Origin of the sequence: Psychromonas ingrahamii 37 (assembly GCF_000015285.1) — a bacterium.
Taxonomy (GTDB): Bacteria; Pseudomonadota; Gammaproteobacteria; order Enterobacterales; family Psychromonadaceae; genus Psychromonas; species Psychromonas ingrahamii.
Map to the genome: position 1 here is coordinate 503916 of NC_008709.1, position 23822 is coordinate 527737.

General features: G+C 38.7%; 21 protein-coding genes and 1 tRNA gene. 14 read left to right on the forward strand and 8 right to left on the reverse strand.

Annotated features, from left to right (window positions below; translation table 11 throughout):
* Positions 1–142: 142 nt before the first annotated feature.
* Both lptF and lptG read left to right on the forward strand, forming a co-directional pair.
* Positions 143–1219: an LPS export ABC transporter permease LptF gene (gene lptF / locus PING_RS02110; protein ID WP_011768816.1), complete on the forward strand. Its 1077-nt coding sequence runs from the start codon at positions 143–145 to the stop codon at positions 1217–1219.
* A gap of 31 nt (positions 1220–1250) precedes the next feature.
* Positions 1251–2315 carry an LPS export ABC transporter permease LptG gene (gene lptG / locus PING_RS02115; protein ID WP_011768817.1) on the forward strand — a complete coding sequence of 355 codons (1065 nt, stop codon included), beginning with the start codon at positions 1251–1253 and terminating at the stop codon, positions 2313–2315.
* Between the two features lie 107 nt (positions 2316–2422).
* Here the strand turns inward: lptG and PING_RS02120 are convergent, their stop codons facing one another.
* Positions 2423–2977 (reverse strand): RDD family protein, encoded by a 555-nt coding sequence (locus PING_RS02120; protein ID WP_011768818.1) that lies wholly within the window; start codon positions 2975–2977, stop codon positions 2423–2425.
* Positions 2978–3214: 237 nt separating this feature from the next.
* Between PING_RS02120 and PING_RS02125 the strand changes: the two genes are divergently transcribed.
* From PING_RS02125 to PING_RS02170, 10 genes are all read left to right on the forward strand, one after another.
* Positions 3215–3299, forward strand: a tRNA-Leu gene (locus tag PING_RS02125).
* Between the two features lie 110 nt (positions 3300–3409).
* A complete protein-coding gene (locus tag PING_RS02130; RefSeq protein ID WP_011768819.1) occupies positions 3410–4423 on the forward strand; it encodes a tyrosine-type recombinase/integrase in 1014 nt (337 codons plus the stop codon).
* Entirely contained in the window at positions 4416–5117 is a 702-nt protein-coding gene (locus PING_RS02135) for a hypothetical protein (protein WP_011768820.1), read from the forward strand. Before PING_RS02130 ends, PING_RS02135 begins: the two co-directional genes overlap by 8 nt.
* A gap of 503 nt (positions 5118–5620) precedes the next feature.
* Positions 5621–5899: a hypothetical protein gene (locus tag PING_RS02140; protein ID WP_198134734.1), complete on the forward strand. Its 279-nt coding sequence runs from the start codon at positions 5621–5623 to the stop codon at positions 5897–5899.
* A gap of 2 nt (positions 5900–5901) precedes the next feature.
* Positions 5902–6339, forward strand: coding sequence for a hypothetical protein (locus PING_RS02145; protein ID WP_011768822.1), 438 nt, complete (start codon positions 5902–5904; stop codon positions 6337–6339).
* 319 nt (positions 6340–6658) lie between these two features.
* Entirely contained in the window at positions 6659–7684 is a 1026-nt protein-coding gene (locus PING_RS02150) for a hypothetical protein (RefSeq protein WP_011768823.1), read from the forward strand.
* A complete protein-coding gene (locus tag PING_RS02155) occupies positions 7681–8976 on the forward strand; it encodes a VapE domain-containing protein (protein ID WP_011768824.1) in 1296 nt (431 codons plus the stop codon). The genes PING_RS02150 and PING_RS02155 overlap by 4 nt, the downstream gene beginning before the upstream one ends.
* Before the next feature lie 434 nt (positions 8977–9410).
* Complete coding sequence (locus PING_RS02160) at positions 9411–10619, forward strand: tyrosine-type recombinase/integrase (RefSeq protein WP_011768825.1); 1209 nt, start codon at positions 9411–9413, stop codon at positions 10617–10619.
* Positions 10620–10773: 154 nt separating this feature from the next.
* Positions 10774–11544, forward strand: coding sequence for a hypothetical protein (locus PING_RS02165; RefSeq protein WP_011768826.1), 771 nt, complete (start codon positions 10774–10776; stop codon positions 11542–11544).
* A gap of 850 nt (positions 11545–12394) precedes the next feature.
* A complete protein-coding gene (locus PING_RS02170) occupies positions 12395–12907 on the forward strand; it encodes a hypothetical protein (protein ID WP_011768827.1) in 513 nt (170 codons plus the stop codon).
* 81 nt (positions 12908–12988) lie between these two features.
* On the opposite strand, the gene PING_RS02175 is transcribed toward PING_RS02170, so the two are convergent.
* Entirely contained in the window at positions 12989–13930 is a 942-nt protein-coding gene (locus tag PING_RS02175) for a hypothetical protein (protein ID WP_011768828.1), read from the reverse strand.
* A 640-nt stretch (positions 13931–14570) separates the two neighbouring features.
* A complete protein-coding gene (locus PING_RS02180) occupies positions 14571–15353 on the reverse strand; it encodes a hypothetical protein (protein ID WP_011768829.1) in 783 nt (260 codons plus the stop codon).
* Positions 15354–16267: 914 nt separating this feature from the next.
* Here PING_RS02180 and PING_RS19310 point away from each other — a divergent pair.
* A complete protein-coding gene (locus PING_RS19310) occupies positions 16268–18586 on the forward strand; it encodes a PGAP1-like alpha/beta domain-containing protein (protein ID WP_011768830.1) in 2319 nt (772 codons plus the stop codon).
* On the forward strand, positions 18583–19647 hold the full coding sequence (locus PING_RS02190) for a hypothetical protein (RefSeq protein WP_011768831.1): 1065 nt from the start codon (positions 18583–18585) through the stop codon (positions 19645–19647). Before PING_RS19310 ends, PING_RS02190 begins: the two co-directional genes overlap by 4 nt.
* A gap of 720 nt (positions 19648–20367) precedes the next feature.
* Here the strand turns inward: PING_RS02190 and PING_RS02195 are convergent.
* From PING_RS02195 to PING_RS02215, 5 genes are read right to left on the reverse strand one after another with little or no spacing between them, the layout of a single operon-like run.
* Positions 20368–21147 (reverse strand): amino acid ABC transporter ATP-binding protein, encoded by a 780-nt coding sequence (locus PING_RS02195; RefSeq protein ID WP_011768832.1) that lies wholly within the window; start codon positions 21145–21147, stop codon positions 20368–20370.
* The gene (locus PING_RS02200) at positions 21140–21793 is read right to left on the reverse strand and encodes an amino acid ABC transporter permease (RefSeq protein WP_011768833.1); all 654 of its coding nucleotides are present in this window, start codon (positions 21791–21793) and stop codon (positions 21140–21142) included. The genes PING_RS02195 and PING_RS02200 overlap by 8 nt, the downstream gene beginning before the upstream one ends.
* Complete coding sequence (locus tag PING_RS02205) at positions 21793–22443, reverse strand: amino acid ABC transporter permease (RefSeq protein ID WP_011768834.1); 651 nt, start codon at positions 22441–22443, stop codon at positions 21793–21795. The genes PING_RS02200 and PING_RS02205 overlap by 1 nt, the downstream gene beginning before the upstream one ends.
* Positions 22444–22488: 45 nt before the next feature.
* Complete coding sequence (locus PING_RS02210) at positions 22489–23319, reverse strand: transporter substrate-binding domain-containing protein (protein ID WP_011768835.1); 831 nt, start codon at positions 23317–23319, stop codon at positions 22489–22491.
* 43 nt (positions 23320–23362) lie between these two features.
* A complete protein-coding gene (locus PING_RS02215; protein WP_011768836.1) occupies positions 23363–23794 on the reverse strand; it encodes a RidA family protein in 432 nt (143 codons plus the stop codon).
* Between the last annotated feature and the right edge of the window lie 28 nt (positions 23795–23822).

Consider the following 23822-nt stretch of genomic DNA (forward strand, 5'->3'; position numbering starts at 1 on the left):
CTTGCTTAATTCATTAGTTTATAGCAAAGGCCCTTGAAAGTTAGTTTTTTTCAAGGGCCTTTGCTATTCGTCTAGCCCTCTTGAAAAAGTGATTTCAGCCCGTCAGCGCTTTCTCAGGATCATATTTACACAGGAGAACCGGGTGATACTTCTTCGTTATTTGATGCTCGAAACATTTAAAAGCCAGATCGGTATTCTGTTTGTTTTAGTGCTTATTTTTGTTAGTCAAAAATTTATAACCATTCTTGCTCAAGCTATTAATGGTGTTATCCCTGCAGATTTGGTAATGACCCTGTTGTATTTGAACTTACCACAACTGGGTACGCTAATGTTGCCTATTAGTTTTTATCTTGCAGTGCTTTTTGCCCATGGCAGGTTACACGGCGAAAGTGAAATGATCGCGATGAGCTCCTGTGGATATAGTCCCAATAATGTCTTGAAAGCGACTCTGTTATTATCCTTTTTAACCTTCGCTTTTGCGGCATATAACAGTTTGTATCTTGCACCGCTTAGTGAAGATAAAATGATTAGCGTTATCGAAGAAGCTCAAGCGAATACCAGTTCGGCGACACTGATTGAGGGACGTTTTCATAAAACCTCAGGGAACGGCAGCGTGGTTTACATTGAAAAATCCGCTGATAAAAAGTTAGACAAAATCTTTGCAGCGCATTGGCCGGAAGATAGGAAACAAGCTCCATCAGTATTGACCGCCGCAGAGGGTTATCTTGAGTCTAAAAAAGATGGTACCTGGCTGACCTTAACAGATGGTCAGCGTTATGCCGGCATTGTTGGACAACATGAGTTTGATCATAGTGAGTTTAAGACGTACGAAGTACATATCGCTAATAGAGAGGTGCAAAAGCAGGTGCGTGGCGTTCAGGCCTTACCGACCGCTGCACTATTTTCTGTAGACAATCCTAAATATCAGGCAGAACTGCAGTGGCGAATAGGTATTCCAGTATCAATATTATTAATGACTTTTATGGCTGTTCCATTAGCAAAAGTTAACCCGAGACAGGGACGTTATTCAAAGCTATTACCTGCCTTAGCATTATATTTAACCTTTTTCTTGCTGCTGAGTACGGCCAAGAGTCTGATTGAAGATGGGTCTCTACCCGTTTTCAGTATCTGGATTGTACAAATCAGCTTTTTGCTGTTGGGCATTATATTACACCTGCAAAGTTTAGGTAAATTTACCAAAGTGACTTTACGCAGGTGATGGTTAAGGTATTTAAAACGGAATTACTATTATGGGTATTTTAGATCGTTACATAGGCAAAACAATTTTTGCAGCCACTTTTTTGAGCCTGTTTGTATTGATAGGATTGAGCAGTATCATTAAATTTGTTGAGCAGATGGGAAGCATTGGGGTGGGCTCCTACGATGCCTGGAATGCGGCCTATTTTGTTATTCTAAAAATTCCTATTGAGTTATCAGTTTTTTTTCCGATGGCAGCCTTGATTGGTGCATTGATTGGTTTAGGGAGTTTGGCGAATAGCAGTGAACTGGTTGTTATGCAGGCCGCCGGCATATCAAAATTACGGATTGCAGGCGCCGTATTAAAAACAGCTATTCCAATGGTGATCGTAGTAATGGTATTGACTGAATTTGTTGTGCCCATAACAGATAAAGAAGCCTATTCTATGCGTTATATGGCAAAAAGAGGCGAGGTACAGGTCAGTAATCAATATGGGGTTTGGGTGAAGGATGCGGATTCATTCGTCAGTATTGAACGGATGAACAGTAAGAATGAACTCTTTCATGTACAACTGTACTTTTTTGATGAAAATTTAAAACTTGATCATGCCATTCTGGCGCGTAAAGCAGCCTTTAAAGAAGGGAGTTGGTTCTTTGGAGATGTTAGCCAAACCAATTTTTTGGAAGATAGAACAGAGGTTAAGCGAATGAGTAATTATATTTGGGAGACTAAGCTAACACCGAAAAAACTGGAAGTCATTTTGGGTGAACCGGATAAAATGTCGATGCGCGATATTTATAATTACATCATCTACCTTGAAAATAATGAGCAGGATGCAAAGCGTTTCTGGCTGATATTTTGGCGTAAAGCCGTCCTGCCTTTTACCATTGTGGTAATGATGTTACTGTCGGTTTCTTTTATATTTGGTGGCTTACGCAGCGTAACAATGGGTACCCGTTTAATTTTTGGTATCGCTGCCGGTTTTACTTTCTATGTTTCAGGGGAGTTATTTGGCCCCTTCAGTTTAGTCTTTAACTGGCCACCGATACTGGGCGCATTATTACCGAGTTTTCTAGTGTTATCTCTGGCCCTCTACCTGCTTAAGCGGCAAAGCTAAATAATGAACAAGAAACAAAAATGCCACGTTTTTATTATCAATAAAGCGTGGCAATTTTTATTGTATTAGTCAAAAAGCGCTCTTAATGACTGAGCTCTTATGGCTTTTTATTTTTTATCCTGATCCATAAATCCCATGCCCTTAAAACCTTTCCAATCGCTTAACTCTTTTGTTAATACGACCATCTCACATTCTGCCCACTGATCTTGAAAGGCACTTTTATTCCCAAAAAAAACCAAAAAATTGCCTAAGCCAAAGGCTGACGTTGCCATACGAATTAATGATTGAGTAAAGGAAATATTGCTACCATCGCTATTTTGAACACGTAATCGCCACGCTTTCATACCTATAGTTTGACCGCCTCGGGTCCAGAAATAACTGTAAAAGCCAATGATGATGATTGCCAGATATAATGCAAATAGTTGGCTGGAAGCGAGAAAATCGGCAACATCTTGATAAGCATCAATATTTATTAGGCCGGTGTTACTTGCGATAATCACGACTATAATCGCAAGTATTCCGGCTAACATTAGCAAAGCTGAAACAGCAAACAAGTCGTAGATATAGGCGCCTGTTCGTTTTAAAAAATTAGCGCGCGGGCAACTTTGATACTGTTGTTGCAGAATTTTTATCTGTTCATTATTGTGGTTATGTTTGACCATACTGATTCCTTAAGTTTACCTGCTTGCAGTGTAGCAAAAGCCAAATCACTTGGCATTTTTTTAAAAGCGATAAGGACAATAAAAGTCGTAAAACATCAATGAATGTGAGAGATTTAGCCGCTAATTAAAAAAGATGATGCTTTTTCAATCAGTCAGTTAGAAAAAACTTGTCAGCAGAGCATCTCTAGGTATAATCCCTGCGTCTTAACAACACTCTGATTTAAAATTAAAGATTATGCCCGAGTGGTGAAATTGGTAGACGCGACGGATTCAAAATCCGTTTTCGAAAGAAGTGCCGGTTCAAGTCCGGCCTCGGGCACCATACTTTTTCCTAGTCTAGTCAACTAGTTAGAGGTGTTAAAAAGAAAAAATGGTTTTGTTTTCCTGATACTCGGTTACGTTTTTGGCGTAATTTGGCGTAAAGGAAAAAAAATGGCAACTCTTCAAGTCCGTAAGGGCAAAAAAAGCATCACCTATCGTGTTGAATTTATGCGAGACGGTAAGCGCATATCCAAATCATTTAAACTTAAAAAAGAGGCTCAAACATTCATGGCATTATTGCTGGTGGATAATGATCTCGCTAATAGTTTAACCAATCATATTTTAACCACCTTAAACTTCTCTGATGCCGTAAAAAAACTCTTAGATCAAGATAATGGTCGAGATCCGAGTAAACACCAGCGTTTACGTTATTGGGTTTCTGTCTTTGGCAGCCTAAAGGTTGGTAAAGTCACCCGGCAACAAGTCAAAGCTGAGTTAAAGCGTTTATCTAATGACAAAGCTCCTGCCACATTAAATCGTTATAAAGCCGCTTTAGGCTCTTTATATCGTTACCTATCCGATGAGTTCGATATCGATTACAACCCGGTAAAAGGGATTCGTCAATATACAGAAAATGATGCCAGAACGCGCTTTTTAAGTGACGAAGAGCTATCGATATTATTTGCTATGGTAAAACAATCCAAGTGGGACCAGTTGTTTCTATTGGTCTTAATGGCTATTACAACCGGGGCTAGACGTTCTGAAATGCTTACACTAGAGTGGGATGATATTAATTTTAAAACAAAAACAGCTCACCTTCCCAACACCAAGAATGGCGAACAGCGTATTTTAACCTTAACGGGTGATGTCATTACTGAATTAATGAAATATAGGTGCATAGGTGGGTATGTTTTTCCACATCCAGATGATCCAACAATATATTTCCGTAATTTTGATATCCACTGGCAAAGTGCCTTAAGGGAAGGGGAGATCACTGATTTTAGATTTCATGACTTACGCCATACCTGTGCCAGCCTTTTAGCGATGAACGGCGCTAGTTTGCTTGAAATAGCACAAGTGCTCGGGCATAAATCGATAACAATGACCCAAAGATACAGCCACCTTTGTATCGAACATAAAGCAAAACTAACTGATAGAGTATTTGGAGGAATAATTAATGGGTGATGTAAAATATTCAAAAATTAAAAATGGTAAAGATGGGTTATATGAACTTGATTTTAATGAATTAACGGAAGATTTGATCAACAATTTTGAAAATGATAGTCAATCTGAAATTAATATCCTAAAGAAAATGGCAACAGAAAGCCCCGAGGTTTTAAAAAATAGCAAACCGGGATCTCCCTGGGCAGCTATATTTATCCAATTGGTAAAATTTGATATTAGTACAAAGATTATTAACTTATACGAATACCAAGGCTATCACTATTCTCTTGCAAACTATTTAAAAGTGAGGGGGAACGTCGAAGAAAATATGGAACTGATCATAACAGGCCAATTGGTTCATATAGCTTTAGCAATTGGTCATCATAAACTTTCACAAAATTTTGAAGCTGCCTTGGAGGCATCTGAGTTATTGTTTGGTTGTGGCATGCTTATCGGAAATGCTTTGAATGAAAAATACACTGTAGCGGGGTTCGGGCGGTACGGAGAACGCGAAGATGAAGGGCAGGCTGTAGAGAGGCGAGAAAAGCTGAATAAAATAGTCACCTTTGTTACTCCAATAATTAAAAATAATCCTAGCATTCACATGACAACACTAAGCGATAAAATCTTAAAAAATAAGATTGTTTATCAGTCCCCTAGTGTAGTTTACGATTACTTAAAACAGCTTAAGAAAGACGGGGAAATTTATAATTAACTAATAAAGTAAACCCATTTACAAATATTAAAACCACCAAAGAAATTTGGTGGTTTTTTTTTGCCTGTAACTTTTATAACGAGTTTAACGTGATCTTGATCACGCTCCTATCTGTTCGATGGGGGAGATACAACGGGTACCCCGCCGAAACTCAAGTAGTGTCTAGTGCATTCGATGCAACCGAATTATAGGCAACAAAACCATGACTGAACTAAAAACGTGAGATATAGCTTCAACTAAATAAAAGGATTAAAAATGAATCATATGGATACACCGACCAACTGCAAGCAAAAAATTAGTGGTTTTTTGTCTGTAACTTTCACAATGACTTTAATGTGATCTTGATCACGCTACCCTCAGTTCGATGGGGGAGATACAACGGGTACCCCACCGAAACTCAAGTAGTGTCTAGTGCATTCGATGCAACCGAATTATAGGCAACAAAACCATGACTGAACTAAAAACGCGAAAAATAGCTTCAACTAAATATGAAAGGATTAAAAATGAATCATTTTGATACACCAGCCAACTGCAAACAAGAAATGAAAGCTGATCAAAACTTTAATTTCTATATGACTGATCTGGAGAACTGGCAACCCATGAAAAAAGTTGCTGAGGTTTTTCCTCAATTCACTCAACAGCAACTAAAACGTTTATTTTGGCAACGGAAAAAGCATCCAGGTTTATCGACTTGCTATAGGCAAGTTGGTAAACGCGGCTATGTTTGTTTGCCATTATTTGGCCTTTGGCTAGCAGGTCAATTGCCTGAACAAAGGAGTTAAAAATGAAACATCTAAATAACACTAATACGGCATTTAATGTAGAAAAGTCGGCTTTACGGTTAATTGTTGCGCTTATCAATGAACAACAAGAGATGGGAAATTTGGTCCAGAAGGTAGTTGAAAATGATTCAATTTCACTATTTTCAGGGCTTACTCCTCCTGATTGTTGTAGCCAGTTAAACGGGGTTAATACCCAACAAGTCAATGCTTGGTTTGTTGAGAAAAATATTTTAATGAAAGTTGAGCGAGGTCATAAAGTGAAGGGTCATGCGCGAGATAAATATTTAAGGCAGAAATGCGATAAAAGCAAAGATGGGCTTCCTTATTATTACTCAATTTTAACCGTAAAAGGTGCTAAATATTTATATAAAGCTTACCTTGAAAACCGCTTACCCATGAAAAAAGACTGGGATGGACTTTTTACTTATATCGAATGTTAGGAGCAATGGAAAGTTAAATATGGCAATGCGGCATAAAAAAATTGCTGAATTTTTCGAATCAACGGACAGAACAACCGTCATATGCCTACTAATAATGGGGGCTGAAGTTACTTGAGGCGTAAACGTGGCGTAATTTTTTTCAAAAAGGAGGAAATATAATGGTTTTTACGGAAAAGGGGAGGTGGATGACACGAGATAATTTATTAAACAAAAGCGTTAAAAATAAACGTGCTTAGCAAAAGCTAAGCACATCACTTAACCACTGGTAGTTCGGCCTCGCCAAAGTTCAAACTACCAGTGCCTATAGGATACAACATTTATGTTGAAATTTCTTTATGCATCATTAGTTACAATGACAAATAATTTTAATTACTTAGATTGGGCTGAGTTGACTGGCTTAATTAAGAACCCTCCACAGGCATCCTCTTTTTCTTTAAAAGAGATAAAAGCCCGCTGTGCAGTTATTGCTGCTCATGATGCAACAGATAAAACTAAGCAGACGGTTATGCTGCACAATAATTTCACCTTACTTCGCTTAGATTTAGATGACAGCCCATTTGATATCGCTGCGATCAAAGACTTATTGGACCAAGTGGATATTAAGTCATATATCGTCCATACAACTGCTAGTCACATGCAAGATGGTTGCAGCCATCGCTACCGTATCTACATAGAGTTAGTTGCGGCATTATCATTTGATATTTGGTCTTTGCTGGAAAAATATCTGTGTCATTTTTTTTCTGCCGATGACTGTTCAACAAGGCCGCAGCAAATCATGTATCTGCCCAGCTTATTCCCGGGTGTTATTTACGACAGCTATATCTCGGAGGGAAACGCTTTACAGGTTAATGGATCGTTACTGCTCGAGCAAGCCGTGACTTTTAACAATATTTTAATGACTGATTATGCGCCAGTTGTTGAAGTTAAAAAGAAAAAGGTATTACCGCAATACTGCGAGTCATTAATAGCAGGGCAAGTGTCTATCATTGATTTGGTGAACCAGTCCTATACATGGGATTACGTGCTTGCACAGTATGGCTATAAACAACAAGGTCGCAGTTACTTGCCTCCAGAGTCAAAAAGCAAAATGGCAGGCGTGCATTTACTTAAAGGGAATGATGGCCAACTCCGCTATTACTCTCACCACGCTAGTGATCCTTGTGCGACAGGAAAGTGCCTCGATATTTTTGAGTTTATTGTTGTGCGTGAATTTAATGGTGATGCGAAGAGGGCGGTAAAAGCCTTATCTAGCGCTTTTCCTGAACATAATAAGCACAACCTAAAGCTGTATTTGAATGATCAACAACAGAAGCAAATTCAAGTTGTGATGGGGGACTTGAAATGAGACATTTACCTGAACCTAATCAGCCCTCAAATATCGACGGTGAATTGGAAAATGAAACATTAATTGATCGATTCCCTCATTTTAAGTTAAACAATAAGAGGGAGAAATATTTACTCAATACCGGCCCAAACCTTTCCGTGTTGCTTGACTATACTGGCATTAAAGCGGCAATCAATAAGATGACCTATGAGCCTGAGCTAAGTGTAAAGGGGAAAGCTTTTCCATCTGTGGAGGCGGCTAGAAGTTGTCTCATTACTAATGCGGCGATCATCGCCTTACCCAAAGTGGCCATTGATGATCATTTAGTTGCACTGGCGGAGAAAAATAGTTATCACCCTATTGCTGAATTACTCAATGCAGGGCAATGGGATGGCAATGAACGAGTTGAACTGGTATTAGCCTGTCTCAATGCCAAAGACCCGGAATTTGCCATTGCCATTATGAAAAAGTGGCTTGTCGGATGCGTCGCATCTCTATATGAGAAAACATTTTCAAGTAAATTGGTGCCGGTATTACAGGGCGATCAATCCTATATGAAAACAGCGTTCATTAGCCGAATTGCTAACATTATCGAAGGGGCCTTTTTAGAAGGAGCTGAGCTCAATCCTGATAATAAAGACAGTGTGCTCTCCTGTATAAAGTCATGGATTGTTGAATTAGGCGAGTTAGAGCGGACCAGTAAAAATAGTCAAGGAAGCCTGAAGGCTTTTATTACCAAGCCAATTGACACTATTAGGCCTCCTTATGCTCGAGGTGATATTAAAAAACCAAGACAGACGCATTTTATTGCCACAGTGAATAAAACTGACTTCCTCAAAGATGAAACCGGAAGTAGCCGATATGCTGTCATTGAGTTAACCGGTGCTGTGGATATCGACGCTACAAACAGCTTACTTGGTTATGAGTATAACAACGGCTCGAAGCAGGTTCATCCTGAGTTGCTTTTACAGTTTTGGCTAGAAATAAAAGCAATGTATGAGGCTAATTATGGTTGGATGTTAAGTAAAGATGAGCTTAGCTTAGCTGCAAAAGTGGCAGATAAATATACTGATAAAGGGAACTGGTATGAAATGCTCAGCGATCATATTGCCAGGGCAAAAGGCGCTGAAGCTAAAATGACAGCGACTGAGATATGTAACTACTTGGGAGTTAATACCGCTCAAATTAAATGGGTAGGTAAAGCATTAACTCAGCTCGTTAAAGAGGGTCTTATTAAAAAAGGAAGAACCGGCCAGGGAAGGTACTATTTATTCCCCACTTGTTGTAGCGAAGGTTGTCCTAGTTGTAAGTAACCCGTTTTAAAAGGCCTTTGAGTAGGCCTTTTTTACATTCTATTATTAAAATATCAAAGGTTAAGATGTTAATGTCATGATGTCATTGGTTAGTTAAAAGAAGTGAAACCAATGGGTTACCTAAGTGACATTATTTTGCGTTACGTCATTAATGATTAACTTAATGTCATTAAAAAAACGAGTGACGTAAAATCAGATGTTGTCATGGGAATAGTCCTTTCAATGCATTGTTATATAAGGCTTTCTATCACAATGACAAGATGACATGACATTCATTAACTTAGCAGAAGTGGTGCTATTAGGCATAAGGAAATCGATACCATTGTTTACGCATTTCATTTGCCAGTAACGATTTAAAATCATACAACCAACTACAATTAGTTATAAAAAAAAGGTATAATTAAGCTCTGTTTGCAGCATTTTAAGGGCTTAGAATGACAACTAAAGTGATAAAGTTTTCTGCTGCGGCGTTAAAGTCTGCAGAGCAAGACATTGCATTTAACGAGTTCCGTGATGCGCGTTATCCGCTTCGTTTGCGCTTGCATAAATGCAGAAGTAAGGGCAGCTGGTATTTAGTTAGATCGACTCATGGCAAATCAAAACATGAAAAAATCGGCAGCTATCCGAACATTAAATTAAAAGATATTTTAGCTAATTTAAGCCGCAATTTAATTGCTGATACTGCGGAGCCAGAAAGTGAATTTCAAACCCTTGGACAGCTTTTAAAATGGTATTTGGCACGTACTGAACAGAACAGCCAAATCACAAAACAGCGTAAAACGACTATACGTTGGGCGATCACCCGGCATCTATTACCCTTAATTGACGAATTACCGCTAAATCAGATCACTTACGCTGCATTAGATAAACATTTCTTTCAGCCGATACAGCAAAAATACGCAATGACCACGGCGAAAAACATTTGGATTATTTTAAAGCAGTCCGTTGCTCAAGCGGTAAAGCTAGTTCTGATTAAGCCTGATCCCATATCATCGTTCGAGTTTAGTGATTTTATTAAGGTAGGTAAAACCGCCGAGCGTCCGGGACTTAAATATTACCAGGTCGCAAAGCTCTTTATTGATGCACAAGCTGCCAGTGTTCCCGCCCGCGCCTTAGTTGCAATTATGCTACTGCATGGCACGCGACTAGGTGAAACAAGGCAAACAAAATGGAGTGATATCTGTTTTAAAACGGATCTTTGGTCAATACCCGGCCCGATCACTAAAACCCGCACAGAATTAAATCTGCCTATCACTCCATTAGTTAAAAAAATCCTTACTGATTATAGAAACTGGCAGGAACAGAACGGCTATACCGGCGTGTTTGTATTCCCAGCACCCAAAGGCCGTAGTGCTATTTCAGCCTATGCAGCCAATGAACTGATACAAGAGGTCAGTCTCAATAACTGGACCAGCCATCAACTGCGTAAGTTCGCACGCACCACGTGGGTTGATTTAAAAATCGATTTCCTGATAGCAGAGCTATTGTTAAATCATAAACTAACCAAGGTGACTGCCGCTTATATACATACCGATGCAGTAGAGGCTAAGAGCGAAGCGCTAACCGTTTACCATGTCTGGTTAGCCGCTGAGTTTTCTGCACTAAATGACATAATAAATGATGCTATCCCGGCGCGACCGTAATTAAACCCCCATTACTTTAACTGATTACATATCATAGTGTTATAGCGTTATCGCTATTAGTCACGTAAGACAATAGTCATCAATTATTTTAACAAACCTGCTTTGATAACCAGTAAAAACGAACTAATATGAGTAAAAATAAGGAGGAAGGCTCATGGCGACAGATTGGGACGTCTTAAATCAGCAATTTATAAAAGAAAATTTACGCACTGAGATCTCAGTAAAAGCCTGGTGCGAAAAGAAAAAATTGAATTACGCGACAGCACGTCGACATATAAAACCAAGTGCGCACGTTGCGCAGCCATCAGTGCGTAAAGTGCGCAGTGCTGAACAGACTGAAAATCCTCGGAAACCTGACCTTCCAAATACAGATAATAAACAAATTCAATCAGTTAAAGAAATTCATGAAGATGAAGTTATGCACAATGACTCAGAGAAAAGGTCGGCCTCAAAGAAACGAGTTTTGTCGCTGGGGAATCAAAATGCGCGCACATTTGGTCATTACAGTGAATTTATTACCACGGATGAAGATGCGCTGCGGTATTCTTCCGCTTCAATGGCATCACTACGCGATGAGCTTTGTTTAATACGTATGCAGCTATCAAATTTAATGGTTGCCATTAAACAAACCGAAGCAGATCTAAATGGTGATATAACGGTTGAACAGAAGATTAGTTTGAATAACACCTATGACAAGTTTCAAACTAACGCTAACGTCAAAGTCGCGCGTATCGAGTCATTAGAGATCTCATTGGTTGGCCTGGAAAAAACGAAAGCTGATACAGAAAGAAGTATTGTGCTAACCCGCAAGGCACAATTGGAAGCTGATAAATTAAGTCGTGAATCGGGCGGCAGCGAAACCCCACTCAGTAAAATATATGATGAGATTTTGGCGATGGGCAGTGACGGTATGCTGAATCACTAATGGCTAAAAATTAGAGTCGGCAAGCATCCTGACACGGCAAGCATCACTATAACCAACAGCTATCCTGTTACGTTCCCTTATAAAATCTATTTTCAGGGCTTTGGGGCATAAAAGCGACTTAGAATTTTGAACTAATTATTTATTGAGATGACCCCGTTGACGCACGTATTTCTCCCAGTAGCGAGCAAAATAAAAGCTCCTTACAGCAAGTCGATTTGAACCTTCATGCACTGCTTGAAAGATTTCGCTAAGTCGCTTTCGCCCCCTTAGCGACTTATAAAACTAAAAATAAATGCCCCAATTCACTTAGCCATGACTATGTTCGATTTCGGGAAAAAGCGAACGTCGGGATTCGGTGCTAAAAAAAACTTATGCAGCGAAGATCTGCTGTATAGGTTTGTGGTGAGTCCATTATACAATTTTTTTGTCTGGCTGCTCTTTCCAAATTTTCACAAAATTCCTGCCCAATAATCACCTAAATATAGCTTAATACAGTGCTATTTAGACCAGACCTGACCCTAAAATTCATTGTGAGTAAACAAAAATAAGAGAATTTTCTTAGTCATTTTTCTGATCTAATTGGCAAAAGAAACACCCCAATTCATGTTCAACCAATAGCAGATATTAATGAATAAAAAATCGTCAGTTACCAAACAAAGCTAACAAAACTTTACATAATACTAAATGGAAAAATTCAGAAGTCGAAACTATAATCTCATAAATTGATAATATTGGTTGCGGAGCAAGTTCATTTCTAGACCTTCTCAGGCAATCAAACATAATAACTCGAACAAGAAAAATCACCAGACGCATTAGGATATTGGGACGTTAGGCGAAAAGGAATAAATAAATGAATAACAAAATAGATAATAAATACACACGCATTAATCTGCCACCAATAATAAAAAATAATCCGGTTTTATTCACGCAAAGCCTAGAGATCAATAATCGGGTTGCATATCATATAATGCTAACACGTCGAAGGTCAGCTATTTATCATTGGCTTCACAGGATATTGGCATGGGGTGTGCCTATTTTATCTGCTTTTGTTACAGTCCTTTCAAGCGGGAATTTAGAAAGTGATTTCACTAAGGAAAGTGAAATCATTAATGTTGTATTTTACCTAAGTGCGGTAATGACAATACTTACTAGTATATATTCAACCGTACAGCCTTACGAAAGGAGAATACGTGCTATAAAATACGCGAATAAACTCTGGCATTTTCATACCGAGTTCCCTTTAGGCATGGAAAAATTAGGGAAGAGTATTAGTGATGAAACCAATGTTATAAAAGCATGTACGAAGTATCTTTGTGAAAAAAATGACGAGTTAACAATAATAATTAATGATTTCAATGGTTGAATCTATTAGATATTATGTGCTGCCCTTAGGATCTGGCTTGCGTTTTGCTATTTTAGGAAAAAGACAAGACCTCGATTATGATCATCTTGCCGATACCAAGGTGTCGCGTAGCGGCAATTGCAAGATATACGACAGAGGGTGAGTTTCTTTGTAGTCTATGAGATCACGTTTCTTCTCGACATAGTTAATTGCAATCTTACCAATCTCCAAGCCAGCTGCGGAGATCGCAACAGGAGTTAATGCCTGTAGTGGCAAGCCGGACAGTAAAGCTAAAGTACTTAGACCAGTCGTTGCGAGCAGTGACTTAGAGCTCAATAAAGTGGATAAAGTACTCGTGACAAGTTTAAAACCGTGCTTCTTGCAGACCTGTTGGTATTCATCAATCTGTCGCAGCAAGTCGTCTCTGATGAAATCTACCGACTTATTGCTATAGTTCTTGTACAGGAAAAGGAGAAGATTTCGCAATTTTTTGTCTGAGTCACTATCACTTTTTAGTTCTAGTATTTGCGGCCATTCCAATTTACTCGTATCGATTAAGTCTAGGTTGCTGAGAGTCAGTTGTACGACTTCATCATTACCGAGCCTTGCGAAAGACTGTTCTCTCGTGTCATCATCAAAGGTAGGAATGAGAAAGTGGCCCTTATCAACCATCCCGTTCCTCAGCACTAGCGACGTAACAAATTTACTATCTGCCCACGCTTCTTGACTAGATTTTACAACATTTGCAAAGACATTCTCCAGGTAATCTTTAGAATATCGAACGCTCATTGGCGCCTCCCTCCAAACGTGCCTAATGGTAGCAGTTTGAACCTCACTTGAGCGATCCTCCTCAATATCTACTGCTGACGTTGCACTAAACAATTCAGATAGTTTGTAGTCTGCGAAGTGAACGGGCTCTCTAAGGATATTGGGAACGTCACCACTCGAATGTGTCGGTACTAACTTGTCGAAATAAAGCGCAGCTTTCTTGTGATCACCTGTTGAAATAGCGACTGTCGTAGCCTGAGAATTTGTATATATCATTCATTCACTTCCTTTTATAGAGATACAATATACTGTTGACGCTCTAGTATCGTCCAGTGTTGACACGCTAGCAGCGTATTAGTGTATTAGTGTGCATTCTAACTAATACCTATTTAAAATTTTATTGATTATCAAAGATTAGACCTTAACAAGCATAAAAACAGCTAGATTGCATATATAATTGATCGTAAATTGACTTTCTATATTAGGGAAATGATGCATTTTTATTTATAAAGATCTCTATAAATGCAAACTGAAAAAAATTAATGTTTTATTTTCAATAAGCTAAACTATTAAGCATCTGCATCAAGTGTTCATTTAATATGCAATAAAAATGGTCAAATTCCCTAAGTGTGAATAGGATCGCGTCTTGCTTTTTAGTTGGCTACAAATTTGTAGGTTTGTAAGCCGTTATGGAGACGAAAGCACCTTAGCGAAATCGTTCAAGCAGTACATGAACATTCAAATCGACTTTGCAGGCAAGGGACTTTGATTTTGCTTTTGGAAGAAAACGATCGTAAATGGGGTAGTATAAACAGATTAATAGAGCAAAAACTCTAAGGCGCTATGTGCCCCTTTGCGCCTTAGAAAGCCAAGGTACAAAGGATCCTATAATAAATTTATATACCGTGATAACCCTCTAATTGAAGGGGGAGTATGCATCTCCCTGTATACTATCTTTTTTAAAATCTGAATTTTGGTGGAGGACCATTTTTTGTAGCTTTTCAATATAGTTTTCGGCAGAGTCTGATTTCAAAAAAAAATTCATTGCCTCATCTTTAGATATTTTAAAATGCGGACTGACTTGAGATGCAGTATCTAGCGCATGATTGACCAATGTATCAGGCTCTACACTTCGAAGTTCTATAGTCGTCACTTGTTTTTCCTTTATAAATGCTGAATTAACATCCTCCTCTACAGCAAATATTATCTGAGCGTTTAGAGTGTTATCACGAATATTTTGAAGGTCGGAAAAGAGTGATATCACACTCTTTCGTTTTTGAAATATAGCACTATCAATCCTATCTAAAATAAGGGTTATTTTTATTTTTGATAACTTAATCAGTTGATATGCATCGTACAGACCAATATCGGGCATATTTCCACTTTTATCTATATTTTTTATCTCCTGATGAAGTTTTCTCCTTCTAAAATTTGGTTGCTGGCCTGTGAATTCATTGATGAGTTGCGGGTCGTTTTTAAACATCATCCATATTTTATGTGTAAAAATAGTTGTTAGCGATTGCTCTGGGAATAATGATAAAATTACAGGGGTGATATTTCTCCTTTCACATACATTAACGAGATCTTGATGCAGAAAAGGTACAGTCGCATTCAACCGTGTCTTTATTAGAGCAATTATTTTATCTCTTTCGAGAATATCAGCAGCGATGTCATTTCTAGAGTAATACCAATCGATCATATCTTTCGCCTTTTTAGTATGGATAATTTACAAAGACTCAAAGTTAACTTCTGATTTTATTGAGCAATCTAGTGTTATGGCTAAATTATTTTGACCACTAATTTAGAGTAAATCAGTAATAATTTCTAGCTCGGTTTGTGCCCCATAGCGCCTCAGCGGGTGAAAATTTACATGCTCGATTTTTCCCGCCAGTGAGCGTTAATAGCTCACGCTAAAATCATCCCCAAAGAGAATAAAATCGAAGTTCCTTCTCAATGAAATCGATCCTAATGGTCCTTCCAGGTTGATGCGGAGTTTGAAAATAAGTGACTGGCAATGAACTAATCATAGCGTTATTTAAAAAGCTATTTACGAAGTAGTCGTCGGCATATATCAAACGCATAAAAATCACTGTATCCACTATAAAGCGATTTATTTTTCGCTAAAAATGACATCGTTTCAAATCAATATCAGCCTCCGTAATTACTCTCTTTTAGTCTAATATTTCGATGTTATTAAGTCGTTTTACGCCACGTTTACGCCTAAAGGGGCGGGAGCCTTTGTAAGTAGGGGGCTGGTGTCGGATATTTTATCCGTAGTATTGCTAAATAGGGCATTTCCCGTTTGCTTATAAACATCCTTAATTAGCCACTAACTTTACTGAGGGTCAGACGAGGTGATTTATGCCACTCATAATTATTATTGCACCAGAAATATAAGGTGTTTTCTGCCTTTCTACAGAAATTGGTGCTTATGTCATAAGATGATTTTCAATTAGCGTGACACTAGAGTAAGGTCACGGCAAAATCACAAAATAGTCAGCTAAGTATTTGTATGTAAATCAATCTACCTATAAAAGATTGTTAGCTGAAGTTTTTCACAGTACGTCTCCCTAGGCTGGGGATATTTAAAGTAATCAATTTTTTGAGGTAAGGATGCCGAGTAAAAACTATCTACGTTTTATATTTTTATTATTTTCTTTAAGTACATTGTTTGCTTGTGGTGGAGGTGATTCACCTGATGATAGTGAAAAAAGTACAGAGCAGCTCCAACCGACTACAAAGTCATATTCAATTACTGTCATCGATGGTTATTTAAAGTTTGCCAGTGCTTGGTTAGATTTAAATAATGATGGTAAACAAGATGCCGATGAACCGACTACAACCACTCAAGAAAATGGTAAAGGGATATTCACTTTATCATCGGATATAGATCCAAAAAAATATAGTGTTTTAGTGTTTGCTGAAGCAGGAAAAACATTTGATGAGAGTTTAAATGGTTTTGTCGAAAATGATTATATTTTAGCTTCCCCTGAAGGGGAGCAGGTTATTACTCCTATTACGACGCTTGTCTATTTAAAAAGTAGAAACCAAGAAGATAAAAAAAGTAGTGCATCGCAGCTAAGATTGCAGTTGAATTTAAGTTCTCAGAATCTACATGAGGACTTTATTGCTTCAGGTAATATTGAACAGACTACTTTAGCCGCTGATTTAGTTCGTTTATCTTTAATGCCGGAATCAAGATCAGACATACCAAACTTAATTAAGGACCCTCAAGTCATCCTTGATGATCTTACTGAGTACATGACAATTCGAAAACAAGGTAATAATCAACGAGTGGTTAGGGATACCGCAGGAAATTTCGCGAGTGATACGGATAAAGATGATATTGCCGATCCAGATGATACTGACATCGATGGTGATAACACATTAAATACACAGGATAAATTCCCTTATGATTCAATGGAATGGGTAGATTTAGATGACGATAACGTGGGAGACAATAGTGATAACGACATCGATGGTGATGGTATTCTCAATGATGAAGATGAAAATCCTCTTTTAGCAGAATTTTATACAGCTCAGAATCCAGGTGATTTAACCATACCGGGTACAATTTCAGATGATATTTTTCAGAACAAGTGGCAATATTTTGTCGTTAACTCACCTGCCGAAATAATGCTTAATATTAGTTTAGAATATTTATCTGGAGATGTGGATTTATATGTACAGCAGAATAAAATTCCGACTAAATTTGATTATCAATGCCGTTCTAATTTAAGTAACACACAAGCAGAAAAATGTATAGAGCGCGTGACTGAAGGTGGCGTTTACTATATCGCGCTGTTTGCCCGGGAAGATTCAAATTTTAAATTATCTGTGATTACTGAAGAGGTCAAAAAGAATAAAGCAATGCTGTTACTGCATGGATTAGCCTCTGATCCTGGTACGTGGAAGGATATGATTGATGATGACAGTTTTTTTAATGGTAAGTGTCAAATATTAACTGTAGATAATATTCCGTTATCCACAGTGGAAACAAATCAAGATGGCATTAGTTGTTTCAATTTAGAGTTTGGATCTTTTGATAGAGGATCGAATTTTTCTGCAGCAGGACTGGATAATAAACGCTGTATTCCTATTTCTGGCTGTAATGGCGATTATACGACTTTTGAGGGCTTGGGCTACGAAGTCAAAGGCGCAATTAAGCGTATAGTTGAGCACTTAGGGCAAGATACTGAGATTTTTATCTTCGGCCATAGTCGAGGTGGTTTAGCCGCGCGTGCTTATTTACAAAATCAGCAAGATGTTAATAAATCACTTGTGAAAGGTTTTGCAACCACAGGAACACCTCATCAAGGCTCACCGTTAGGGCGATTTTACGCTTATATGGCAGAAAATTGTGTGCCAAAAAACACATATCGTCAAGATGGGAGCAAGTGTGAAGATAATTGGGAAATGGTTGAAATGCTTTATGGTACAAGGACCTTCTTTTTGTATAACTATTCGAAAGACTATCAAATGGATTTGCAAGCACCTGGTATTGACTTCTTATCTCCAGATTCATCATCAATAAAAAATTTAAATGAAAACCTATCAGGCATGATGAATTTAACCACAGGAGCTTTAGTGTATGAAGGTACTGAATTTGGGCTTCTAGGGGAAGATGTAAAGTTTTTGTTTGACTATGATTTATATGACTATCACAGTGGTGTAGGTGATCATCCACACCCAGATACGTTAACATATATTGAGAATGGTCAAACTAGAGCATCATTTATTGGTGACGGTATAGTGCCAGTGTATAGCCAAAAGCTAAGTTTGCTGCTGGAAAATAAAGGACTGGTCGTTACCAAAGAAGGAGTTAATAAAACTAGTAATATATTACATACGGAAGAAACGTCACAAGTGACAGATATTGATTGGCTTTTTGAAGGCTTATATCCAACATTAGGCTGGGGATTAAAAGAATGAAATATTTTGCAATAGCTGTATTTATCGTATTAATAGGTGCAGTGATAGGTACCTGGTCCAATGCGTCAAGCACTTTGCCAGCTGAGCAACTTGCGATGAAGGTAAAAGCGGCGTCTGCTGATTTGGACATTGCAAAGAGCCAAGAGCAAAGTATACCTTTATCACCTGTAGAAGAAGAGGTTGAAGATTCAGCATTTAAAAGTGCACCAAAAGAAGCCGAGTCAATATTGATTTCACAAAAGCAAGCATTGCAGATTATTGATGATAATTTATACAATGCTATAAATAATCAGGTGGTAGATGTCACGGCGGAGAGAGAATTGTTGGATTACTTACGAAAAACCAACAATGAGCAAGTTTATCTGTTTATTATGGAAAAATTAGAGAGTACTAACAAGGGGAATAAAAGTGATGATCGATTAATTGAATATGCTTTAAGCTTATTGGCTGCCGTTGATTCTCCTCGAGCAAGTGAACTTTTTTTTAATGTTGTTAGGCAAGATGATTGGTCAGGATCTAATGCTATTTATTCGGTCAGAAGTTCTATTTCGAGATTAGCCCGTAATAATAATAATAATTATAATTCTTTAATTCAACAAACCTTTACCCAAGTTAATGATGAAAATCCTTTTCTAAATGAGCTGGCAGTAGCGATTGCCGAAGATGCAGAAATAGAACAAGTTGACTACTTAATTAGCTATGTTGATAGCCCTTTAAAAAATAAAAGTGCAGTGATTAATCAAGCAATGCACAGTATAAATAAAGAGTCTCTTGTCCCTCATATAACCACTTATATCTCAGATAGTTCCTCAAGTAGCGTACAAAATGTAGCATTGAATACCTTGGCGAATATGGGGCAATATGAAGCAGCATCAGCTTTGATAGCGTGGAGTTCGACACAGAGAATTGAGGCAAAAAAACAAGTGGAATCGTTGTTTACTATTGCATTAGCTAGAAGTCCATCGACGCAACGTGCTATTGAAAAAGAGATCTTATTCTATGAGTTTACTAGCGAAGAATTAAAACAAACGATTATAAATCTATCCTCTTTTTTTAAATAAGAAAAAATTGAGGAATATATTCGAATATTCTACGCTGTTTGGGATGTTCTACTATAAGGAGTGAAGGGCATAAGTGTCGGATCTGTTTCAACCAATATTTTTTCTAACTGTCTTGTTATTATATTGATAGATTCAACATCATTTACTCTCAGTGCAGACTGTGCTTCTTTAGATAACTGAAAAACTTTAGATAAGGCACTTCGTGTTTGCTAGGTCAATGGATTTGTGACTTGGAGGTCGAAGTCTGAAAGCTGTTCGCTCGCTAACTTATGTAGTGATATTCCAGGCCAAAATAAATTATCTACGGGAGACATATAAGTGCTAATTTGCTCAGAGGTCAGTCAGGCTTTGAATTAACACGCTCTAAATAGACTTGCATATAGCCTTGTGCTAATTCATCCATAGGGTCTAGTGCACATTCTATTTTCACGAGTGCAGTTGTTGAGTGGGTGTGAAGAAGTTTACTGGCGGATTTAAGATATAAGCGTTTTTTATAGTCATGATTTGTTCTTTATTGATGCTTCGAGCCTTAAAGCGTGAATAGTAGCGGCCATTTTACCTTATTTTTTTGAGTTAAGTATTTGATTATTTCAGGAGGAGAAACCCCTTTGAGGAAAAACAATGACCAACCAAATGGATACGTGCGGGATAACATCTGTAAATCGAACGCTCCTCATAATATAGAGCACACTTCTATTTACAGAAATTCCGAGAAATATTTTATGGAGTATGGCAGCCAGGCGCAATGAACTGACGCGCACGCTCAGTCTGTGGATTATTAAAGAAGACCTCAGGAGGAGAAACCTCTCGGATCAACCCTCTATCCATAAATACTATGCTATCAGCCACATCACTGGCAAAATTCATCTCATGTGTTACCACAACCATCGTCATACCGTCTTTAGCCAGCTCTCGCATTACACTCAATACCTCGTTCACCATTTCAGGATCCAAGGCGCTGGTTGGCTCATCAAATAGCAGTACTTTTGGCTCCATCGCCAAGGCTCGGCTAATCGCTACTCGTTGTTTTTGCCCCCCAGAAAGTGTATGGGGGTAGACGTGGAGCTTATCTTCTAAGCCCACACGTTTTAATAGTGTTTTTCCCATCTGCTCTGCCTCAATCTTAGAGCGTCCCAACACATTGATCGGTGCTATCGTTACATTTTCTAATACCGTTAAATGAGGCCAAAGAGCAAAATGCTGAAACACCATACAGATATTAGTTCTCACTTTATTTAGCGCTCGACTACTTGCCCTCTTCCCATTAGCTTTTTTGCTACTTTGGCCAATGACTACACCGTCAATCCTTATTTCTCCACTGCTGGGATGTTCCAACCAGTTTAAACAGCGTAAAAATGTTGATTTTCCCGAACCACTAGGACCAAGAATGCAGGTTGTCGTACCCGAGAGGATATCAATATTGATATCCCTGAGCACTTCTACGCCGTCGAAGTCTTTATTGAGGTTTTTTACCGAAATGACAATAGATTGATCATCCATAACAACGTTTCCTTACATTAGATATACTTGCAACCCCCCTCTCAACCACTAAAGTTATCAGCGTATAAAGCGCAACAGCGACAACAAAAGGTAGAAAGGGGATAAAGTGATTAACACTAATAAAATTCGCAGCGAAAGTGAGTTCCTGAACAGTAATAATCATAAGCAGGGCACTGTCGCGCATTGCTGTAATGATCTGATTGCCAACCAATGGAGCTGATATCAGCACAATTTGAGGAAAAATAACGTGCCTGTATTTTTGCAATGACGAAAAACCATAGGCATCCGCTGCTTCTACGTCGGCACGACTGATAGCTTTATAAGCCGTGACGAATATTTCTACGAAGTAAGCCATATTATACAGAACCAGTGTAACAATCCCTGATTCCCAAGGGCTCAGGCGCACTCCCAAAGAAGGTAAACCGTAGTACATCACATAGGCTAGCAATAAAAATGGCACGCAACGTAGTAGGTCAAAAAATTCTTGGAAAATTTTACGCCATCCGGGAGATTCAATGACTACGATTGCGGCTAAAGCTCCCAGAGGGATGCTCAGAGCCATGCTAATCAGAACCAGATACAAGGTATTCATTAGTCCAGAAGAAATCAGCTCTCGAGCTTCCCAAATAATCTGCCACTGGTCCATTATTTACCTCCTTTGTACTTTTTCGTCATTTTTTTCTCAAGTAAACGCTGACTTTTTACGATTATGACAACAAACAAGGTATAAAGAATCATTGCCATAAGGAAGGGGGGTAAAGGGTCATAGGTTTGTGCACCAATACGACTTGCTGCACGAGTAATTTCCACAACACCGATAACCGCAACGGCTGGTGTTCCCTTTATAAGAATAGTGATCTCGCTGGTTAAGGGGCCAAGGTTGGCCCGCCATAATTGGGGGAAAATAATCAGCCAAAAGGTTTTAATACGACTCATACCATAAGCTTCTGCAGCTTCAAGCTGCTCTGAAGAGAAATTATCCAAAGCGGCTCGCCATATTTCACTGCTGAATGCAGTCAAATTCAGCGTGAGTACTAAGATTGCTGCTGGGATAGGATTCATATCAATGCCAATTTCAGGTAGACCAAAGAAAACAAACAGGGCCAAAGTCACAAAAGGGGTTGACCTGATTAACGTGACATATACAGCCAATAAACCATTAAGTACTGCGATCTTCTGCCAGCGGAAAACACCAAAAAGCAGTCCTAGCGGTAGGCTTAATAGTATAGCGGCTAGAGATAGGGAAACAGTTACCCCTGCTCCCCCAATTAAAGTCAACCATGCAGACCAATCCATAGTGGAACCCTTTTTATCAATGAATTACTGACGACAGAATTAGAATTAATTAATCGTCGATGTCGGCATTCCCTCAAAAGAACGTCCTAGCCACTTTTTTTGCAATTGGTACAGTTGCCCATTTTTCCTGATTTCAGCCATAAAAGAATTTAAATAATTGAGCAAATCTTTATTGCCTTTGTCCACGGCCCACGCCGCATAAGCAGGCACACCAACAGCTTGCCCGATCTTGAACAGATCCGGTTTTTCCTGAGTAAGGCTCGTTAGGTTGACGACACCGTTAATTACATAGTCTAAACGCCCCAATACCAAGTCTTGGTATGCATCTGGCAAGGATGTATACTGAATAGTGTTCCCCAACTTACCGCCACTTATTGCGAGTTTATTTTCCAGTTCACTTAAGGCGGCGTAAGAGGCGCCGCCAGTCTGAACGCCCACAGTCAGCTCATCTAAATCACTGACCACCTTGATGCGCTCTTCATCTGCACGAATCACATAGTATTGAGTGGCTTCTGCAATCGGCATGGTAAAGTCTAAACTTTGTAAACGCGTTGGTGTCACTACTGCTGCCGTTAAAGCGACATCATATTTACCGGTGGACAGCCCTGCTAAAAGGCCTGTCCAGGGAATAATCTGCTGCTTAATTTCGAATGGCGCTTTTGCACGCAACAGAGCTAGCAACGCATGATTAAGCCCTTTGGGTGTCCCGTTTTCTACGTATTCAAATGGCTTATAGCTATCTTCTGTCGCCACAACCATCACACCTTTAGCTTGGATTTCCTCTAATGAAGCAGCCTGAGATGAAAAACTAAATAGAGTCGAACATGACAATATGAATGCTCCCCCAGTGATTTTTAAGATTTTGTTTAATATCATAATTAATTCCTCTATGTTTTCTTACAGTAAAAATTCAAACCCATTAACGACACGCAATCAAATCAATTTCTACAAGAGCATCATAAGCCAAGCCTGTCGTACCAATACAGGTTCGTGCTGGCAGGCGATGCTCTGGAAAATAGCTTCGATAAGTATCATTAAAGGCTTGATAGTCTCGTTTAAACTCCTTCAAAAATACGCGCACTGACACAATATTCTCCAATCCTAAATCAAGCGCCTTTAATATGATGTTGAGATTATTCATTACATTGTCCGTTTGTGCCTCAACCCCTTCAGGAAGTACACCTGGATTTGTTGGCGTATCAGGCATTTGCCCTGTGACAAAGATAGTTTCACCCACTTCAACTGCATGGCTAAATGGTGCTACTGGTTTCGGGCCCGCTTCAATCAGATGAAAGATGGGGGACACTTTGTTTTTTGGTTCTTGCATATCTGCATTCTTATTTGATTTCATCTGTATGGATCCTATAAGCTAGAAAGAT

Coding starts and splice junctions, on each gene's coding strand:
- lptG (WP_011768817.1), top strand. CDS start 1,251: ATGGGTATTTTAGATCGTTACATAGGCAAAACAATTTTTGCAGCCACT.
- PING_RS02195 (WP_011768832.1), bottom strand. CDS start 21,147: ATGGATGATCAATCTATTGTCATTTCGGTAAAAAACCTCAATAAAGAC.
- PING_RS02145 (WP_011768822.1), top strand. CDS start 5,902: ATGAAACATCTAAATAACACTAATACGGCATTTAATGTAGAAAAGTCG.
- PING_RS02205 (WP_011768834.1), bottom strand. CDS start 22,443: ATGGATTGGTCTGCATGGTTGACTTTAATTGGGGGAGCAGGGGTAACT.
- PING_RS02215 (WP_011768836.1), bottom strand. CDS start 23,794: ATGAAATCAAATAAGAATGCAGATATGCAAGAACCAAAAAACAAAGTG.
- PING_RS02180 (WP_011768829.1), bottom strand. CDS start 15,353: ATGATCGATTGGTATTACTCTAGAAATGACATCGCTGCTGATATTCTC.
- PING_RS02155 (WP_011768824.1), top strand. CDS start 7,681: ATGAGACATTTACCTGAACCTAATCAGCCCTCAAATATCGACGGTGAA.
- PING_RS02200 (WP_011768833.1), bottom strand. CDS start 21,793: ATGGACCAGTGGCAGATTATTTGGGAAGCTCGAGAGCTGATTTCTTCT.
- PING_RS02210 (WP_011768835.1), bottom strand. CDS start 23,319: ATGATATTAAACAAAATCTTAAAAATCACTGGGGGAGCATTCATATTG.
- PING_RS02170 (WP_011768827.1), top strand. CDS start 12,395: ATGAATAACAAAATAGATAATAAATACACACGCATTAATCTGCCACCA.
- PING_RS02190 (WP_011768831.1), top strand. CDS start 18,583: ATGAAATATTTTGCAATAGCTGTATTTATCGTATTAATAGGTGCAGTG.
- PING_RS02165 (WP_011768826.1), top strand. CDS start 10,774: ATGGCGACAGATTGGGACGTCTTAAATCAGCAATTTATAAAAGAAAAT.
- PING_RS02175 (WP_011768828.1), bottom strand. CDS start 13,930: ATGATATATACAAATTCTCAGGCTACGACAGTCGCTATTTCAACAGGT.
- PING_RS19310 (WP_011768830.1), top strand. CDS start 16,268: ATGCCGAGTAAAAACTATCTACGTTTTATATTTTTATTATTTTCTTTA.
- PING_RS02130 (WP_011768819.1), top strand. CDS start 3,410: ATGGCAACTCTTCAAGTCCGTAAGGGCAAAAAAAGCATCACCTATCGT.
- PING_RS02160 (WP_011768825.1), top strand. CDS start 9,411: ATGACAACTAAAGTGATAAAGTTTTCTGCTGCGGCGTTAAAGTCTGCA.
- PING_RS02150 (WP_011768823.1), top strand. CDS start 6,659: ATGTTGAAATTTCTTTATGCATCATTAGTTACAATGACAAATAATTTT.
- PING_RS02135 (WP_011768820.1), top strand. CDS start 4,416: ATGGGTGATGTAAAATATTCAAAAATTAAAAATGGTAAAGATGGGTTA.
- PING_RS02120 (WP_011768818.1), bottom strand. CDS start 2,977: ATGGTCAAACATAACCACAATAATGAACAGATAAAAATTCTGCAACAA.
- PING_RS02140 (WP_198134734.1), top strand. CDS start 5,621: ATGAATCATTTTGATACACCAGCCAACTGCAAACAAGAAATGAAAGCT.